We start from the raw sequence: 18,541 nt of genomic DNA on the forward strand, positions 1-18,541 counted from the left end.
TATAAAAGCACCGTGAAGCTTCCGGCGCAGCCGAACAAGTCGTTGATGGACGGACTCGCCTGTCTGCAGGCGCTGTCGCTCTGCACCGAGCCGGTCGGGTCGCGGGAGTTGGCGCGGCTGTTGCGGCTGGAGCCGACCAGGGTCAATCGACTGCTCGGCACGCTGGCGTCCATGGGGCTGGCCGAGCAGGACGGGAACCGGAAGTACCGGCCCGGCCCCGGGATTCACGCGTTGGCCGCCCAGAGCCTGTTCGGTTCCGGGCTGGTCAACCGCGCGATCCGGTATCTGCCCCCGCTGCACAAGTACGGTCATGTCGTCGCGCTCGGCGTGCTCTGGCGCGATCAGACGTCGTACCTGTATCAGGTCAACCCGCAGAGCCCGGCGGACCGGGGCATCGTGCAGGGCTTCCCGTTCCCGGCCGCGATGTCGGGTATCGGGCTGGTGCTGCTCGCCCAGCAGTCCGAGGAATCCGTGCGGGAACTGTACGCGCCGACCGAACCGCCCCTGCTGCCGCTGAACTTCGACCCGCCGGACCTGGACGCACTGTTCACCAGGCTGGCGCGGGTCCGCGAGCAGGGGTACGCCCTCGTGACCACCGACCTCGGGCGGCGCACGCTCGCCGTCCCGGTCGGAGACGCGGCGTACGCCGGTGTCGGGTTCGCCGGCACGTTCAGCGACGACGACGTACCCGCACTCAAAGCCGTTCTGACCGATGCCGCCGCCAACATCGACCGAACCGAGGTGCCATGAGCATCGTCCGTGAACCTGCCACCGCCGACCGCACGTTCCGTACCGAGCACCTGCGAGCCGATCTGGTCGTCGTCGGAGGTGGTCTGGCCGGCACCTGCGCGGCGATCACCGCGGCCCGCGCCGGAGCCCGGGTCGTCCTGGTCCAGGACCGTCCGGTGCTCGGCGGGAACGCCTCCAGCGAGGTCCGGCTCTGGGCGCTGGGAGCCACCGCCCACATGTTCAACAACAACCGCTGGTCGCGCGAGGGCGGCGTGATCGACGAGCTCCTGGTCGAGAACACGTTCCGCAACCCCGAGGGCAACGCGGTCCTGTTCGACGCGGTGCTGCTCGACAAGGTTGTTGCCGAGGACAACATCACGCTGCTGCTCAACACGGCCGCGACGGCGGTGTCGAAGGACGGCTCGCGGATCACCTCGGTGACGGCCTTCTGCAGTCAGAACTCGAAGCGGTACGAGCTCTCCGCGCCGCTGTTCTGCGACGCGTCCGGCGACGGCGTCCTCGGCTACCTCGCGGGCGCGGCATACCGGATGGGTGCGGAGTCGAAGGAGGAGTTCGGCGAGCTGTTCGCACCGTCGGAGTCGTACGGCGCGCTGCTCGGGCAGTCGATCTACTTCTACAGCAAGGACGTCGGCGTACCGGTCCGCTTCACGCCGCCCGCGTACGCGCTGGACGACATCACGAAGATCCCGCGGTGGCGGAGCTTCAACACCAAGGTGCAGGGGTGCCGGCTGTGGTGGATCGAGTACGGCGGCCGGCTCGACACCGTGCACGACACCGAAGAGATCAAGTGGGAGCTGTGGAAGGTGGTGTACGGCGTCTGGAACCACCTGAAGAACTCCGGTGAGTTCCCCGAGGCCGAGACGCTGACGCTCGAATGGGTCGGCCTGATCCCCGGCAAGCGCGAGAGCCGCCGCTTCGAGGGGCTCACGATGCTCACGCAGCAGGACCTGGTCGAGCAGCGCCGGCACGACGACGCGATCGCGTCCGGCGGCTGGTCGATCGACCTGCACCCGGCCGACGGGGTGTTCAGCGAGCACGCGGGCAGCAGCCATCTGCATCCGCGCGGCGTCTACCAGATTCCGTATCGCTCGCTGGTGTCCCGCGACGTCGGCAACCTGCTGCTGGCCGGCCGGATCATCAGCGTCTCGCACGTCGCGTTCGCCTCGACCCGGGTGATGGCGACCTGTGCGCAGCTCGGTCAGGCGGCGGGGATGGCCGCCATACTCTGCGCTCGCGACGGGCTGCTGCCGGCCGAACTGGTGGAGCCCGAGCGGATGCGCACGCTGCAACGGGAACTGCTGCGGACCGGGCAGCACATTCCCGGTGTCCGCCTCGAAGATCCGGACGACCTGGCGCAGCGGGCTGAGTTGTCGGCGTCGAGCTCGCTCGTTCTCGACAGCTTGCCCGACGACGGTCCCGTCGTACCGTTGGATCACTCACGGGCGCAGTTGCTGCCGCTGCCGGCGGGGCCGCTGCCTCAGCTGACGGTGACCGTTGACGTGGCTGCGCCGACGACGCTCACCGTCGAGTTGCGGACCGGTAATCGGCCGGACGACTACACGCCGGATGTCGTTCTCGGTACGCAGCGGTTCTCGCTGGGTGCGGGCCTGGGGCAACGATTGAAGGTGGATGTCGACGGTGCTGTCGATCAGCCACGGTATGTCTTCCTGCTACTGCGGGAGAACGACGACGTGTCGGTCCGCACGACCACCCGGCGGGTCAGCGGGCTGGTGTCGGTGGAGCACAAGTCGACGCAGGAGGCGGATGAGAGTGTCGGTCGGCCGCGGGTCGAGTTCTGGACACCGGAGCGGCGCCCGGACGGGCACAACTTCGCGGTGGCCGTCGATCCGCCGGTGCGGGCTTGGCCGGTCGACGATCTGCGCAACGGGCATGCGCGACCGACCTCGCACCCCAACGCGTGGGTGGCCGACCCCGAGGACGGCCGGCCTACCGTGCGGCTGCGGTGGGAGGACACCCAGCGCATCTCGCGCGTCGAGCTCGCCTTCGACACCGACTCCGACCACGCGATGGAGTCGGTCCTGTGGAACCACCTCGAGCACGCGATGCCGTTCTGCGCCAAGCACTACGTCGTGCGGTCGGGCGGCAGGGTGGTTGCCGAGCGCACCGACAACCACCAGACCCGCAACACCCTCACCTTCGATCCGCCGCTCGAGACAGCTGACCTCTCCGTCGAGATCGTCTCGAGCCAGGGCGACGTTCCCGCCGCCCTGTTCGAGGTCCGCTGCTACTAGTCGAGGACGAAGGGTTTGAAGAGGGCCGAGTCCTTTCCGTTGCCGATGCCCGAGGCCCATTCGATGTAGCCCTTGCGGCCCTGGCCGTCGTTGTCGTTCACGAGGAGCGAGACGCTGATCAGGTTGCCGGTCGGGTCGATGCCGAGGTCAGTCCAGGTGGCGCCGGTGGTGTACGTCGTGGTCGTACCGCTGCGGACGATCGCGGCGTCACCCGTGGGGAGCGGGCCGGTGGCGGGTCCGGACCAGCGCCAGGTGTCGACGTCGGCGCCGACCAGGGACGCGCCGATCTCGTTCCAGCTGGCGGCCTCCCCCGGCGTACCGGAGCTGACGGCGAACTGGAGCGAGTCGTTCTGCCAGATCTGGTCGCCGCCCGCCGTCGCATGGTGGATGTCGTCGGTGACCTCGACCGTGAGGTAGAGCCGGTCGGCGTCGTACGTCACCCAGAAGTCGAACGACAGGTCCTGCGGGCCGTTGTACCCGGTGACCTGCACGGTGCCCTCGCTCGACGTCCCGGTGGGCGTCGTACCCGCCAGCTGGTTCACGCCGTTGATCGCGATCGTCTTGTTCGCGGCGTGGTGCAGGTCGGCCGCCGCGACCAGGACGACCGTGCCGCTCGCGGTCAGCGGCGTACCGTCGCTCATCGTCGCGGTCACGCTGTACGTCGTCCCGCTGCTGAGCGGGACGAACCGCTCGTCGACCGCACCGGCGGCGATCGCGACGCCGGACACGGAGTCCTGCGCCGAGCCCACCGTCCACGCGATCGTCGGCACCGTCTGCGCGGCGCTGCTCCCGTTGCTGACCCGGATCCGCAGCTGGTCCGCGCCTTCCTTCAGGACGTGCTGCACCGCGAGCGTCAGCGGCTCGATGACCTGGTAGTCGGCGACCAGCTTGCCGACCACGGCGCCCGCCTCGGTGACCGACGCGTGCACCGTCCGCCACCCGACCGCGGACGCCATCCCGAACGAGACCTCGGTGCTGCGCTTCGCCCCGGCCGGAACGTTGACCGACGCAACGACTGTCCCGCCCGCCGACAACTTCGCCGCCGCCGTGGAGGTCCCTGTCGTATTGTCGACAATCCACAGTGCGGCAAGGTTCTCACCGCGCTTGGTCTCCTTCGCCGTGAGCCGGTGCCGCACCGTCGGCGCCACCGCGATCGCCCCGGTCGTCGACACGTACACCGGCTCCTTCCCGACCGTCACGGACAGCCGACCGTCGACGCGCGCGGAATCGCCGTACGCGTCGGTGAAGGTCGCCGATCTGGACGCGTCGATGCCGAACGCCGTCGACGAGTCCGCCCAGAGCATCCAGGTCGTCGCCGGCCCGTTCGGGATCACCACACGGTTCACGCCTGCGGTCGGCGAGTCCTGTTTCAGGCCGCTCTTGTCGACCCCGGACAGCTGCCGCGCCAGGTTGGCGTAGGAGACGTATGCCGGTTTGGGCCTGCTCGCGCCACCCTGCACCATCGTCACCATGCCGAAGTTCTGCTCGGTCTCCCCCGGGTTCGTGCCGTCGTTCATGAAGTCGTACCAGTAGAAGTCCGTCACGCCCGCGGCGTACGCGGCCGCGGCGCCCTGTACGGCGTACGCCGCCTGCGAGCGGGTGTCGACGGCGAGATGCGCCGTACCGGCGGGCCAGCCGAGTTCCGAGATCCAGATGTCGCGGTGGACGCCGTACGACTCGATCAGGTTCGCCACGCTGCGGACCTGCTGGGCCAGCGAGTCCGGCGACGCCGGGTAGTTGTACGGGTGGATCGACACCCCGTCGATGTAGTCGAGGCCGCCGCTGTCGAACACCACCTTCATCCAGTCCAGTGGTACGCCGGCCGTCGCGGGCGCGACGTACTTCAGGTGCGGGTAGTGCTTGCGCAACTCCGTGACCGTGGCCTTCAGCAGCAGGAAATAGTAGTCCGGCTGACAGTTCGCCGGACTGTTGCCTCGGGCACCGAATGTCGGGATGTTGAACTCGTTGAACACCTCGACCGCCGCGACGTTCGGGTTCTGCCTGACCAGCTCGACCGCGTACGACGCGAACCCTGAGCGGCCCGCGTCGGTGTACGGTGTGGCACCGCCGTCGTAGTTGGCGTTGTTGAAGCTGAGCACCGGCAGGTCGGTGAGCCCGTTCTGCCGGAGCACGTCGCGGTACGTGTTGTAGAGCGTGAAGTCGTACGTGCCCTTGGCCGGCTCGGCGCCCCACCACTCCTCGGTGTCGCGCACGGTCGCAATCCCGGCCGCCGCGACCATCGGCGCCAGCACGTTCGGGTCCCACGGATCGGGGCCGAACCCGAAGTGCGTGTTCACCCCCAGACCGGGCACAACCCCGGCGATCTTGCTCAACACACAGAAGGAGTCGGTCACCGACTGCCCGGCGAACTCGTACGTGACGTCGTAGTACCCGGTCCCGACCGGCACCACGACGGTGGTCCCACCCCGCCCGGTCCCGGACCAGGCCCGGTCGCCGCCCGGCGCCGTGACCGTGATCCCGGCCTTCTCCCCCGGCTTGACGTTCGGTACGACGAGCCGCGGCACATCCGGCACCACGAACACGTTGGACGCGGCCAGAGCCTGCTGTGGAGTCGAGCCCGTGGGAGCGGCCACCGCTCGGCCGGCGGTGAACGGGACGACTGCGGCAGCGGCGCTGACGCTGAGGAACGTTCTGCGTTTCATTGCGTTGTCTCCGACTCGTTTCGTCAACCTGTGATGATCTGGTGGAAGGTGTCGAAGGCCTGTTTGTGATCGCCCCAACTGGCGTCGGGGTTCACGTTCACCAGGCCGTAGTGCGCCTGGGAGTCGTCCCAGGCCGGCTGGTCGAGCAGCTCGTACACGTACACGCCGTGCACCTTGTCCGGCGCGGACGCCCGCAGGGTCTGGACAGCGTTCGCGAGGTAGTCGGCCTGCTCCGCCTCGGACGACGACTGCGTGCCGCCGGTGATGTTCAGCTCGGTGAGCAGGATCTCCCGCTGCTGGAACCGGTTGATCACCTCGAGTACGGCGATCAGGTCGTCCATGCCCCAGTACCAGTCGAGGCCGTTCACCTCGTACGGAAGGCCGTCGTTGTTCAGCAGCTGCAGGAACCCGGTGTGCTTCCAGGTGATGTTGACGACCCGCCCGGCCTGCGAGTCCGACGCCCGGACGCCGTCGCAGATCGCCCACATCCGGTCCCGGACCGGGCCGTACACGTCCGGGTTGTAGTCGTTGATCGAGGAGCCGTCGACCCCCGGCCCGTTGATCGCGACGCCGTCCATCTCGTTCTGGATCTGGTAGAGCGGGATCTGGCCGGCGTACCGGGTGACGAGCATCGACACCTGGCTCCGGATCCAGCCGTTGTCGGCGCCCGCGATCGCGTCCGGCACGGTCAGGATCGCCATCAGCTGGACGCCGTGCGCACCGGCGGCCGAGACGACCGCGTCGTACCAGCTCCAGTCGGTCGAGGCGCTGTCGGTGGTCGGGATCATGAAGTCGACGCGGTAGTACGACACGCCCAGGGACGCGGCCAGCGCGAGCTGGTCCCAGACGCCGTCGGCCGGGTACGACGTGTCGTCGATCGACGGCGGGTGCCCGCAGACGCCCCACGCGGTCAGCGTGGTCGCGGCCGAGGCGGTCTGCGAGGTGAGCGCGGCGAGCGGTACGGCGGCGGCCGCGGCGGCGGAGAGTTTCAGGATCGTCCGGCGGTGAATCATCGTGAACTGCCTCCCGGATGAGGTGGTAAAGCGGTTTCACACATCGCCGAAGCATCCGTTCTGTTGCCGCGTCCCGTCAAGACCTCGGCAGCGGGGATATGCTTTTCGGCGTGCCGAGAGAGAAAAGTGTCCGCTTGAGCGATGTCGCGGCCGTCGCGGGCGTGTCGCTGGCGACCGCGTCCAAGGCGCTGAACGGCAACCCGCGCATCTCGGAGGCCACCCGGGAACGCGTCCGGGCCGCTGCCCAGCGGCTCGACTTCCGCCCGGACGCGCTGGCCCGGTCGTTCGCGTCCGGCCGCAGCGGGACCATCGGCGTGCTCACGCACCGCGCGAAGAACACGTTCGCCCGGCCGGTCACGATGGGCGCGATCCTGCAGCTCGGCGCGCAGAACCAGGCCGCGCTCGTCTACGACGGCGACGTCAAGGAGAGCAAGGCGATGTCCGACAGCCTGCGCGAGTTGCGGGCGCGGCGGATCGACGGCCTGCTGGTGATCGGCGACGGCCACGAGCACACCTCGCCATCGCTGACGCACAACTTCGACGTGCCGGTGCGGTACATCTTCACCGCGTCCAGCGACCCGGGCGATGTCCTCTACCTACCGGACAACCGCGAGGCCGGGCGGCTGGCGACCCAGCACCTGGTCGACACCGGGAACACCCGGATCGCGCACCTCGGCGGCCCACGGAACAGCATCGCGGCCGAGCGCCGGCTGGCGGGCATGACCGACGTACTCACGGCGGCCGGGCTGGAGCCGGTCGGGCCGGTGATCCACAGCGACTGGACCAGGGTGTGCGGCGCGGCGTCGATGGCCGAGCTGCTGAGGTCGGGCGCGGAGTTCGACGCGGTGTTCTGCGGCAACGACCACATCGCGCTCGGCGCGATGGAGACCTGCGCGGCCGCCGGGATCCGGATCCCCGACGACGTCGCGCTCGTCGGCGTCGACAACTGGGAGGGCACGGTGGTCGACCAGGACGGGTCGCGGCAGCTGACCTCGGTCGACCTCGAACTGATGGAGCTCGGCCGGCTCGGCGCGGCGAGCATGGCCTCCACCGAGCACGCCCCGGGCGAGCACTACAGCACGCCGACGCTCGCGATCGGGCCGTCCAGCCGCCATTGAATTCACGCCGGGAAACAGTGTGAAACCAGTTTCACAGAACCGGGTTCATAATTGCCAGCATTGCCACCATTCCGCCGGTCGCGAGGGCATGGCAACAGCACATCAGCCGGTGCCCCGAGCAGCGGGCGGCGCGCAGTACCCACCAGGCCGCGGCGAGGGCGAGCGAGCCGGTGACGACCCAGCTCAGCATCCCCGTCCAGGTCCGTAGCGCCATCGGCATCGTCGTCAGCATCCAGACCATGCCGAGGTTCATCGCCGCATGCATCAGGGCCCCGGCCCGTACGGCGACCTCGGCCGATCGCGCCAGGTGCCGGAGGAACACCACGGCCGCTCCTCCGAACGCGACCACCTGCACCCAGCGCGCGACACCGTCAATCGGGAACCACAGCATCGCCAGCATCGCCGCGCTCATCACCACGTGGTTCACGTCGGTGAAGACCTCGATCCCCCGCCCGCGGCCGGTCGCCAGCCGCCACAGGCAGTACAACCCCGTCGTACCGAAGACCAGCGTCAGCGTGTTCACATCAAACACGTCGAAGCTCGGCGGGGGATCTCGACATGGTCAGGCGAGCGGCAGCAGCGCCCGGTGCGATCGGAGGATCAGGTGCAGGGAACTGTGCAGGGCGAGGCCGCCGAGCGACCCCAGCGCCCGGAACCGCAACGTGACGTCGACGACCGCCGGTCCGTCGAACCGCACCCGGAGGCTCCCGTCCTGCGCCGGCCGGCCGGTCAGCTCGTGCACCGGCAGGTCCAGCTCGACGCCCGGCACCGGGTCGCTCTCGATCACCAACTGGCCGGTCACGAACCCGGTGTTGACGATCGGGAACTCGATCGCGTGCCACTCACCGGCGGCCAGGCTCGGCACCCGGTGGCCGGTGGTGGCGACGTTCACCCGGGCCTCGGGGTTGATCACCACCGAGAGCGCCGCGGTCGTCTCGACCGGATCGCAGCAGCCCGCCATCAGTCCACCTCGCATTCGTCGCGCCGGGTCAGGTAGGCGGCCTGTGCCTCGTCGTACGCCGACCGTGCCGCCGCCCGCTCGCTCTCGCGGATGAAGCCCGACTTCGCGGTCCACAGCGCGTCGACCGAGTCGTGCAGCCACTGCGCGCTCCGCCGCGACGCCCGGATCGGCTGCCCGGCGACCTCGACGAAGACCGGCTGGGTGTGGACGCTGCGCAGGATCCGCACCGCGACCCACGAGGACCGCTCCAGCGGTACGTCGAACCCGACCGCCTGCTCGTTGCCGTCCGCAACGATCTCCTGGGCGCCGGCCGGTACGCCGTTCACCAGCACCTCGACCAGGACGCTGCGGGTCTGCCCGATCCGCGACCGCTCCAGGTGCCAGCCGACGGGGGCGGAGTACACCGGCTGACCCGCGGCCGGTGCCGCCGGCGGCTCTTCCGGCAGCCAGGCCGCGACCGTGGCCGTCACCCGCGCGGTCCCCGCGGCATCGACCGTCTGCTCGCGTGAGGTCGAGCCATTCACCGCGAAGTCGTAGACGTGGCTGCGGCCGTCCCCGAAGTACGACGCCCTGTCCTTCAACCCGCCGAGCCAGGTCTCCAACGCCTGCGGGCCTTGCGGCGGCTCGGGCAGCTGGACGTACGTGCGCCCGACGCCCGGCCCGTCGTCGTAGATGCAGGGGTAGTCGGTCTCGCCGAGCATCAGCGTGCGATAACCGACGTTCAGCAGGTGGTACCAGATGTTCAGCTCGGCCGCCGGCGCGAACTCAGCGCCGCACTGGAAGTCGGCCGCCCCGAGCGGTACGTCGACGATGATCTCGTTGGACCCGATCGACTGGAACCCCGGCACGACGTAGTTCGGCAGCTCGTCGGTGTCGACCGCCAGCCCGAGGCCGCAGTGCGCATACCCGACCAGGGCGTTCTGCGCGTGCCCCCACCGCATCACCGGGAGGTTCCAGGACGGCCAGTCCTCGATGATCTTGGTCCCCGGGTAGTCCTGGTCGGTGAGGCCGAGCAGGATCACGTGGCCCGAGTGGCTGGACGGGAACCCGGACACCTCGAGGTCGTACCGCAGCAGGCTCTGCCCGTCGCGGTCGGTGTCCTGCGGGTCCCAGGTCATCCCTTGCGCCTGCTGCATCGCCGGGTACTCGAGCTCGGCGCGCGGGCTGATCGACGAGCCGCTGAAGAACTGCTTCTGGTGGTAGTAGCACGGTCCCCAGGTGAGCACGCTGCCCATCCAGAGGCCCTCGCCGCGGACGTGCCGGATCATCGTCTCCGGCGTCACGCCCTCGGACGGCACGTTGTAGTGCGAGCAGCCGCCGGCGTGGATGTGCGGGTCGCCGGAGTAGTACCCGTGCGCGGCCGGATCGGTCCAGCGGTCGAGGTCGATCGTCAGCTTTTCGGTGTCGGCCGCGACGTCGACCGCGAGGTGCACCTCGCGGTACTCCGGGCCGCGCCGCGCGGAGATCTCGTACCGCCCGGCCGGGAGCGTGATCACCTCGCCGGTCGCCCGGTACACGTGGTCGTGGAAGAACATGTCCGGCGCCAGCCGCATCGCCTTCGACGGGTACGCGCGGCGCTGTGCGTCGCGGACGGTCAGCGTCGCCACGGTGCTGCTGCCGTCGGGTTCGCGGACGTCGAGCCGGAGGTCGCGGGCGGCGGCGCACTCGAAGTCGTACTTCGCGGCGTACGGGCGGGTCTCGAACCCCATCCGCTGCCACGCCTTCCGGAGCGGACCGCGGGTGATGCTGTCGTACTGCTCCTCCACCGCCAGCACGAACGACAGCTCGCCGCTCCGGGTGCCGTCGTCGCGGCTGTACAGGCTGATCACCGTGTACTCGACCTCCACGCCGGACACGTCCGTCGCGCCGGTGAGCTTCACCTCCAGCCAGCTCTTCGCGATCCGCGGTACGACGGTCAGCGTGTCGGGCATCGCGATCCGCGCGGAATGGCTGTGGAAGTCGACGTTCTGGAGCACGTGGTTGGAGACCGCCGACAGGTCGCCGACCAGGTGGTGCGGGTTCGCGACCCGGACCAGGAAGCTGCGCCAGCCGTGCTGGACAAGCCGCGGCGGTGCGGCCCCCGGCGTACTGGAGGTGAAGCCCTGTTCGTCGATCTCGACCTCGACGACGACGTACGGGCGGAGCAGTTCGTCGACCTTCGCGGCGTCGGCCGTTGCGGCCAGCCGGTCGGTCAGATCGTCAGGGAGTGGCTCACCGATATCGCGAAGCTTCTCAACGGCACGAGTAGCGGATGCCAGCAGCGGCTGGAACACAGGACCTCCTCGTCGTGGACCAGCCATCGACAGTAGTCCCGATCCGCGCGTCCGGCCTCAGGTTTTCGTACTCCGCTCGGAGTACGCCGACGGAGTACGCGACGCCGGGGCGTCCTTCGCCGGGAGGACGTGCCGGGGTGGGGCGGCGCCTATGGTGAGCAGGTGACGTCTCGGGAGCGGCTGGTGGACGCCGGGTTGGCCGGCGTCGTACTGGTGGCTGCCGAGGTGGCGATCCTGGCCGGGCGGGAGCCAGGGTCGATCCCGCGGAACTGGTTCGCGTACGTGCTCGGCGGCGTGATGGCCGGGGCGATCCTGCTCCGGCGGCGCAACCCGCTGGTCGAGGTCTACCTGGTCGGCGCCGCGCTGTTCGTGTACTACGCGATCGGCTACCCGGGCTTCCCGCCGGCCGTCGTACTCGCGGTGCCCATGTACGACGCGGCGTACGCGGCACGCACCGCCCGCGCGGTCCCGGTGCCGTTGCTGCTGTTGACGACCGGGGTGGTCGTCTCGCTGCACAAGGGCACGACGCCGCTGGACGCTGTCGACATCTTCCTGCCGCAGTACGCGCTGGTCGCGGTCGCCGTACTGCTGGGTGCGCTGGTCCGGAGCCGGCAGGCGCTGGCGGCGCAGTCGCAGGAACGGCTGAAGGCGGCCGCGGCCGAGCAGCAGCGGGAGGCCGAACGACGGCTGGTCGAGGAGCGGCTGCGGATCGCGCGCGAACTGCACGACACCGTCGCGCACGCGATCTCCACGATCACGGTGCAGTCGGGTACGGCGCTGTTCATGCTGGACCAGGACCCGGACAAGGCGCGCGAGGCGCTGACCGCGATCCGGCGTACCGGCAAGGAGGCGCTGGGCGAGATGCGGAGCACGCTCGGGGTACTGCGGTCCCAGGGCGAGCCTGCGGTGAGTCCGGAGAACGACGCCGGGTTGTCACGGTTGCCTGCACTTTTGGACGCCGTACGGGCGGCTGGTCTGGACGTCGAGGTGGAGTCGCGGGTTTCGGCGCTGCCGGAGCCGGTCGATCATGCGGCGTACCGGATCCTGCAGGAGGCGTTGACGAACGTACTGCGGCACGCCGGGGCGGACGCCCGGGCACGGATCCGGCTGGAGCAGACCGGCGACGCGCTCGAGGTCGAGGTGCTGGACGACGGCACCGGGCCTTCGGGGGCGGGCGGTGGGTACGGGCTGAAGGGGATGACCGAGCGGGCCGCGGCCCTCGGCGGGCAGGTCGAGACCGGCGCGGTGCCGGGCGGCGGGTTCCGGGTTCGTGCGACGCTTCCGGTTCCCGACAGCGGAGGTGAGCGGTGATCCGGGTCTTGCTGGTGGACGATCAGGCGCTGGTGCGGGCGGGGTTCCGCGGGCTGCTGGACAGCGCCGCCGACCTGGAGATCGTCGGCGAGGCGTCGAACGGCGGTGCAGCGGTCGCGTCGACCCGTGCGCTGCTGCCCGACGTGGTGCTGATGGACCTGCGGATGCCAGAGGTCGACGGCGTGACCGCGACCCGGCGGATCACCGAGGACCCGCGGCTGAGCGCGGTCCGGGTACTGGTGCTGACCACGTTCACCGACGAGGACGACGTCTTCGCCGCGCTCCGGGCCGGTGCCAGCGGTTTCCTCGTGAAGGACGCCGAACCCGAGGAACTGCTGCAGGCCGTACGCACCGTCGCCGCCGGCGAGGCACTCCTGTCACCGCGGGTCACCCGCTCCGTCATCGCCCGGTTCACAACCGCCGACGCCCAACCGGCCGAGCGCCGTACGCCCCCTGAACTCGAGCTCCTCACGCAACGCGAACGCGAGGTCGTCCAACTCGTCTCCGCCGGCCTGTCGAACGACGACATCGCCCGCCGGCTCGTCGTGAGCCCGCTGACCGCGAAGACGCACGTGTCGCGGGCGATGGCGAAGGTCGGCGCGCGCGACCGCGCCCAACTGGTGGTCTTCGGCTACGAGAGCGGCCTCGTCGTACCGGGTGGGTACTCCCCGGGTAGTACCCCGGCGCAGTAGGCAGGTCCCGAGACTGTCTGCGGTGGGCGGACGATCGAGGAGCGGGTTCTCGCGACCCTCCTGGTATGACCCGAATCGCAAGCTTCTGCTACCGGCACCGGCTCGTCGTCGTACTGTGCTGGATCGCGCTCACCATCACGTCGATCGGACTCGCCAAGCAGTACGGCGGTCCCACGGCCACCGAGCTGGGCACCGGCTCGTCGCAGTCGTCCCAGGCCCTCGCCCTGTACAAGCAGCACTTCCCGCAGCAGGCCGCCGACACGCTCACGCTCGCGGTACATGCGGACCGGCCGCTGGACGACCCGGCCGTGCGGACCGCCGTACTGCGGACCGTCGACCGCCTCAAGGCCGCGGACCACGTCGCGTCGGTCGTCACGCCTTACCAGAACCCGCGGCAACTGTCCGCCGACGGCCGCACCGGGTACGCCGTCGCGACGCTGGACGTCTCCGCCGACAAGATGCCCGCAGCAACGATCAAGGACCTGCTGAAGGCCTTGCCGTCCGGCAACGGCATCCAGTTCGCGCTCGGCGGCACCGCGGTCGACGCGGTCGAGACGCCGGGCGGTGGTCCCGCGGACGCGGTCGGGCTGGTGGTGGCAGCCGTCGTACTGCTGCTGACGTTCGGATCGGTGCTCGCGATGGGGCTGCCGATCGTGACCGCGCTGTTCGGGATCGCGGTCGGGCTGTCCGGGCTCTCGCTGCTGCAGAACGCGTTCCCGGCGCCGTCGTTCGCGCCGATCCTCGCGACGATGATCGGGCTCGGCGTCGGCATCGACTACGCGCTGATCATCGTCACCCGGTTCCGCGAGGCGCTGGCCACCGGACGCACGCCGCACGACGCGGTCGTCGTCGCCGCGTCCACCGCCGGGCGATCGGTGCTGTTCGCGGGCGGCACGGTGGTGATCGCGCTGTGCGGGCTCCTGCTGCTCGGCCTCGATTTCATGCGCGGCGTCGGCCTCGGCTCGGCCGTCACGGTCGCGATGACGATGGCCGCCGCGACCACGCTGCTGCCCGCGCTGCTCGGCTTCACCGGCCGCCGGCTCGCCGTACGACGGAAGTCTGCCAAGGTGCCGTGGTCCGCGCGCTGGGCCGGTGTGATCGCCCGCCGTCCCGTGCTCGCCGCCGTCGTCTCGGCCGCGGCACTGCTCGTCCTCGCGGCGCCGACGCTCAGCCTGCGGTTCGGGCTGCCGGACGCGAGCACGCAACCGCGCGACACCAGCGGGTACGCCGCGCAGAAGATCATCACGGACGGCTTCGGACCGGGTGCGACGTCCCCGCTGCTCGTCACGGTCAAGCTGCCCGGCGCCGATCCCGCCGCCGTGGCTCGCGAGGTCGCCGCCACTGCCGGCGTTGCGTCGGTGAGCCCCGCGCAGATCAGCCCGGACGGGTCGATCGCCGTGATCGCGGTCCAGCCGACGACCGGCAGCCAGGACCCGGCCACCACCGACCTGGTCCAGCGGCTGCGGACTGTCGATTCACACATCCTGGTCGGCGGAGCGGCCGCGGCCGCCGTCGACTTCGCCCAGCTGACCGCGAACCGGTTGCCGTTCATCATCCTGGTCGTGGTCGGGCTGTCGCTCGTACTCCTGGTCGGGATCTTCCGGTCGGTGACGCTCGCGTTGAAGGCCGGCCTGATGAACCTGCTGTCGATCGGCGCCGCGTTCGGTGTGCTGGTCGCCGTACTGCAGTGGGGCTGGCTGGGCCGGGCGCTGAACTTCCCGACCACGATGCCGGTGACCGCGTGGGTGCCGATGATCATGTTCCCGGTGCTGTTCGGGATCTCGATGGACTACGAGGTGTTCCTGATCTCCCGGATCCGCGAGTCGTACGTCGCCGGCGGCAGCACCCGGGCCGCCGTCCAGGACGGGCTGTCCCGGACCGCCCGGGTGATCACGGCCGGTGCGGCGATCATGATCGCGGTGTTCCTGTCGGTGATGCTCGGCGCCGACGTCGGCGTCAAGCAACTCGGGTTCGGCCTCGCGGTCGCGGTCTTCGTCGACGCCACGATCGTCCGGCTGGTGCTGGTCCCCGCCTCGATGGAACTGCTCGGCCGGCTCAACTGGTGGATCCCGCGCTGGCTGGACCGGCTCCTGGAGTCGCGGACGGGTGCGATGCTTGACCTTGACACAGTGTCAAGGTCTTGACTGGCGGGCAGGAGGTGGTTCGTGTGAACCCGAAGTACGACCCTGGGCTGCTCGCGGCGGCCGACACGTCCGCCCGGCTGCGGGCGGCGATGGCAGCCGGGGCCGAGGCCGATCCGGCGCTGGCCGGGGTGCTGGTGGCGCGGTGCGGAGTGGAGCCGGACTTCTTCGTCCGCGACATGCTCACCTGGGCGCTGATCCAGCTGCCGCGCTCGGTGACGGTGCCGCTCGTCGTCACGGAGTTGGACTCCACGAACGCGCAGGCCCGGAGCCAGGCGCTGCACACGCTGTCGAAGCTGAAGGACCCGGCGACCTGGCCCGCTCTCACCCGCGAGTTGCTGCACGACCCGAACGACGAGGTCCGGCGGACTGCCTGGCGTACGGCGGTCGGGCTGGTGCCGGCCGGCCAGGAGCAGCAGCTCGCGGCGGAGCTGGCGACCGAGCTCGGGCGCGGCGACCGCGACGTACAGCTCAGTCTCAGCCGCGCGCTGGTCGAGCTGGGCGACGCTGCCTCGGACGCGCTGGCGCTTGCGCTGGTCAGCCCGAAGGCGAAGGTGCAGGCGCACGCCCAGGCCACTGAGCGCCTCCTGCACGACCCGGGCGCGAACTTCGGCGCGCTGCTCGACGAGGCGAAGCGTGCCGTTGCCCTCGGCCCCCAGCAGGTCCATGCTCATCGGTGAGGTGGCCCGCCGGTCCGGGGTGAGCTCGCGAATGCTCAGGCATTACGAGTCCCTCGGGCTGGTGCGGCCCACCGGCCGGACGGTCGGCGGCTACCGCGAGTACGCCGACGACGACATCCGGCGGATCTTCCACGTCGAGGCGCTCCGCTCGCTCGGCCTGTCGCTCCGCGAGATCGGGCGCGCGCTGGAGGATCCCGGTTTCGCGCCGCCCGCACTGCTGGGCGACCTGATCCGCCGTACCGAGGAACGCCTGCACCGCGAGCAGGAACTCCTCGACCGCCTCCGCGCGATCGACGCCGCGACCCCCGGCGACTGGCCCGACGTACTGCGGGTCGTCGAACTCCTGCACAGCCTCAACTCCCCCAACGCCGCCCGCCGCCAGCAGGCCGTTCTCGCACCCGACGACCTCCCGGCGGAGATCCTCGCGACCGCGCTCCTCACCGAGTCCGACCCCAACGTCGCCGGCGCCCTGCGGTGGGCGCTGGCCCGCTCCACGGACGACGTACTGGCCGCCCTGACGCCCGCGCTCCGCTCGGCCGACGTCACGATCCGCCGCCGCGCCGTGGTCGCGATCGCCGAGATCGCCGGTGCCGATGCGGTCCCGGTCCTGACCGCCGCCCTGAAGGACCCGGACCTCGACGTCCGCAAACACGCCGCGCTGTCGCTGGGCACCCGCGGCGAACGTTCCGCCGTACCCGCGTTGGTTGCCCTGATCATCGAAGGCGCCAACGACGTCGACGCCGCCGAAGCCCTCGGCAGCCTCGCCACCGACCCCGCCACGGCAGACCACATCCTGACCACGCTGACCCACAAACTCAGCCGCAGCAGCCCCGAAGCCCGGCTCCGCCTGGTCCAGGCCCTCGGCGAACTCCCACCATCTGTCACTGGCGACACCCTCACGTCCCTCACGCACGACGCCGACCTCCCCGTAGCCCTTACCGCGAAGGCCCTGCTCAGGAAATTCGGTTGCTCCTGAGGCGCGAGCGCGCGCATGGTGCTGAGATGGCATCGACGGCCTCGTTGTGGCGGCGGGAGATGGTGCAGCCGCTGCTTCGTGCGTACGCGGCCGCGCCCGGAGTCCGCGCCGTACTGCTCGGCGGCTCGACCGCGCGCGGCAACGCCGACCGGTGGTCGGATGCCGAGATCGGCGTCTTCTGGGAAACCGCGCCGACGGACCATGCCCGCTCCGAACTGGCCGCGGCCGGCGGCGCGCAGGACTGCCGGCTCTTCGAGTACGACGCCTCCGAACGGGTGTGGTGCGACGATCTTCACCTCGGCGCGGGCTATCCGAACGGCCTGCTGGTCGAGGTCGTTCACCAGCTGGCCGCGGCCACGTCACAGATCCTCGACGCCGTCCTGGTCGACCACTCGCCGGACCCGGTCGCGCTGAACGTCGTCGACGGTCTGCTCGACGGGATGCCGTTCCACGGCGTCGACCTGCTCTCGGCCTGGCGCGAACGCGCGGCGACGTACCCTCGAGAGCTCGCGGTCGCGGTCGTGGAGTCCGCGGGCCTCATCGACCACTTCTGGCGCTGGGAAATGCTGATCGAGCGACGCAACCCGGTGCTGTTCGGCGGGCTGCTCAGCTCGGTCAGCCAGCAACTGCTGACCATGCTGCTGGCGCTCAACCGCCGCTACGGCCCCAAACACAAGTGGCTACCGACACACCTCGACCTGACACCGCCAGACCTCGACCACAGACTCCGGCAGGTCTTCGAGGCCGACCCCGCCGTGGCAGCTGAGTCGCTCGCCGAACTCGTCGAGGAGACCTTCACCCTCGTCGAGACCGAACTCCCCGAGGTCGACATCACCCGCCTCCGCACCATCTTCCGCCACCGCCGCCCACCCCTCGACCACCCACCGTTGGCACAATAGCCCGATGGATCCAGCACTTGTCCCGGAGCTCCTCGTCGAATCGGTTGCCCAGAGCATCGAGTTCTGGTGCGGCGTGTGCGGCTTCGAGACCCGGTACGAGCGGCCCGGTTTCGCGTACGTCGTACTAGGCGACGCCCACGTGATGCTCGAACAAGCCGGCGTCGACCGGAACTGGGTGACCGCTCCGCTGGAGAGGCCGCTGGGCCGAGGCATCAACCTGCAGATCGCCGTACCGTCGATCGTGCCTGTCGTGGAGTCGCTGTACCGGGCTGGGTGGCCGCTGTTCATGGAACCGGAGACCAAGTGGTACCGGACCGACGAGGGCGAGGCCGGCGTCGAACAGTTCCTGGTCACCGACCCGGACGGCTACCTCCTCCGCTTCCAGTCCCCCGCGTACGTCCTGCAGGTCAACGGCGAACGCTTCCAGATCACCACCCGCGCCGGCCACCCCGGCACCTACGACTACACCTGGCTAACCGGCCCCAACCCCGGCTACGGCTTCACCGAATCCGGCCCGGCCACCCCCACCCGCAACCACCACCAAGCCATCAGGTCGTTCCTGTCCGGCATCAACCCAACAACCGGCTACCTCGACTGATCTCTCCGGCACGGCGTGTGAGCGTAAGCCCGGGCAGTCCAACTAGAGCCCAACACCCCAGGCATGACAGCTACTACAACCACCGCACGCGGCAACCACCGCGGGACCGGCACGCGCACCCGCAGCTACCGTGCGCACCACGGGTGCGGCAGGGGTACCGCAGCCTGCGAGAACCGCGCGTATGGCGGCCACAGCCGATCCCGCGACTTCCACG

15 protein-coding genes are annotated in these 18,541 nt (G+C 70.1%); 10 read left to right on the top strand and 5 right to left on the bottom strand.

The window, feature by feature from the left end; all coding sequences use genetic code 11:
* Window positions 1–12: 12 nt before the first annotated feature.
* Entirely contained in the window at window positions 13–750 is a 738-nt protein-coding gene (locus ACQHIV_RS19330) for an IclR family transcriptional regulator (protein ID WP_427896084.1), read from the top strand.
* Window positions 747–3,002, top strand: coding sequence for an FAD-dependent oxidoreductase (locus ACQHIV_RS19335; protein WP_427896085.1), 2,256 nt, complete (start codon window positions 747–749; stop codon window positions 3,000–3,002). The genes ACQHIV_RS19330 and ACQHIV_RS19335 overlap by 4 nt, the downstream gene beginning before the upstream one ends.
* Here ACQHIV_RS19335 and ACQHIV_RS19340 read toward each other — a convergent pair.
* Together ACQHIV_RS19340 and ACQHIV_RS19345 are read right to left on the bottom strand one after the other, a co-directional pair.
* The gene (locus ACQHIV_RS19340; RefSeq protein WP_427896086.1) at window positions 2,999–5,665 is read right to left on the bottom strand and encodes a sugar-binding protein; all 2,667 of its coding nucleotides are present in this window, start codon (window positions 5,663–5,665) and stop codon (window positions 2,999–3,001) included. The genes ACQHIV_RS19335 and ACQHIV_RS19340 overlap by 4 nt on opposite strands.
* A 23-nt stretch (window positions 5,666–5,688) precedes the next feature.
* Window positions 5,689–6,678: a hypothetical protein gene (locus tag ACQHIV_RS19345; RefSeq protein WP_427896087.1), complete on the bottom strand. Its 990-nt coding sequence runs from the start codon at window positions 6,676–6,678 to the stop codon at window positions 5,689–5,691.
* A 134-nt stretch (window positions 6,679–6,812) separates the two neighbouring features.
* Between ACQHIV_RS19345 and ACQHIV_RS19350 the strand changes: the two genes are divergently transcribed.
* Window positions 6,813–7,796, top strand: a complete 984-nt coding sequence (locus ACQHIV_RS19350) for a LacI family DNA-binding transcriptional regulator (protein ID WP_427896088.1) — start codon at window positions 6,813–6,815, stop codon at window positions 7,794–7,796.
* A 31-nt stretch (window positions 7,797–7,827) separates the two neighbouring features.
* Here ACQHIV_RS19350 and ACQHIV_RS19355 read toward each other — a convergent pair whose 3' ends face one another.
* Genes ACQHIV_RS19355 through ACQHIV_RS19365 form a run of 3 tightly spaced genes read right to left on the bottom strand, consistent with a single transcriptional unit; the run spans window position 7,828 to window position 11,030 of the window.
* On the bottom strand, window positions 7,828–8,319 hold the full coding sequence (locus ACQHIV_RS19355) for a DUF5134 domain-containing protein (RefSeq protein WP_427896089.1): 492 nt from the start codon (window positions 8,317–8,319) through the stop codon (window positions 7,828–7,830).
* Window positions 8,320–8,358: 39 nt separating this feature from the next.
* Window positions 8,359–8,757: a hypothetical protein gene (locus ACQHIV_RS19360; protein WP_427896090.1), complete on the bottom strand. Its 399-nt coding sequence runs from the start codon at window positions 8,755–8,757 to the stop codon at window positions 8,359–8,361.
* Window positions 8,757–11,030, bottom strand: a complete 2,274-nt coding sequence (locus ACQHIV_RS19365) for a CehA/McbA family metallohydrolase (RefSeq protein WP_427896091.1) — start codon at window positions 11,028–11,030, stop codon at window positions 8,757–8,759. Before ACQHIV_RS19365 ends, ACQHIV_RS19360 begins: the two co-directional genes overlap by 1 nt.
* Window positions 11,031–11,192: 162 nt before the next feature.
* Between ACQHIV_RS19365 and ACQHIV_RS19370 the strand changes: the two genes are divergently transcribed.
* The 7 genes from ACQHIV_RS19370 (at window position 11,193) to ACQHIV_RS19400 (ending at window position 18,327) form a co-directional block, all read left to right on the top strand.
* On the top strand, window positions 11,193–12,341 hold the full coding sequence (locus ACQHIV_RS19370; protein WP_427896092.1) for a sensor histidine kinase: 1,149 nt from the start codon (window positions 11,193–11,195) through the stop codon (window positions 12,339–12,341).
* A complete protein-coding gene (locus ACQHIV_RS19375) occupies window positions 12,338–13,033 on the top strand; it encodes a response regulator (protein WP_427896093.1) in 696 nt (231 codons plus the stop codon). The genes ACQHIV_RS19370 and ACQHIV_RS19375 overlap by 4 nt, the downstream gene beginning before the upstream one ends.
* A gap of 65 nt (window positions 13,034–13,098) precedes the next feature.
* On the top strand, window positions 13,099–15,177 hold the full coding sequence (locus ACQHIV_RS19380) for an MMPL family transporter (protein ID WP_427896094.1): 2,079 nt from the start codon (window positions 13,099–13,101) through the stop codon (window positions 15,175–15,177).
* A 23-nt stretch (window positions 15,178–15,200) separates the two neighbouring features.
* Window positions 15,201–15,854 carry a HEAT repeat domain-containing protein gene (locus ACQHIV_RS19385; RefSeq protein WP_427896095.1) on the top strand — a complete coding sequence of 218 codons (654 nt, stop codon included), beginning with the start codon at window positions 15,201–15,203 and terminating at the stop codon, window positions 15,852–15,854.
* 31 nt (window positions 15,855–15,885) lie between these two features.
* The gene (locus tag ACQHIV_RS19390) at window positions 15,886–16,830 is read left to right on the top strand and encodes a HEAT repeat domain-containing protein (protein WP_427896096.1); all 945 of its coding nucleotides are present in this window, start codon (window positions 15,886–15,888) and stop codon (window positions 16,828–16,830) included.
* Between the two features lie 26 nt (window positions 16,831–16,856).
* Window positions 16,857–17,729, top strand: a complete 873-nt coding sequence (locus ACQHIV_RS19395; RefSeq protein ID WP_427896097.1) for a hypothetical protein — start codon at window positions 16,857–16,859, stop codon at window positions 17,727–17,729.
* A 4-nt stretch (window positions 17,730–17,733) separates the two neighbouring features.
* Complete coding sequence (locus ACQHIV_RS19400) at window positions 17,734–18,327, top strand: bleomycin resistance protein (RefSeq protein ID WP_427896098.1); 594 nt, start codon at window positions 17,734–17,736, stop codon at window positions 18,325–18,327.
* The last annotated feature ends 214 nt before the right edge of the window (window positions 18,328–18,541 follow it).

It is taken from the genome of Kribbella polygonati (assembly GCF_050320105.1).
Classification (GTDB): domain Bacteria; phylum Actinomycetota; class Actinomycetes; order Propionibacteriales; family Kribbellaceae; genus Kribbella.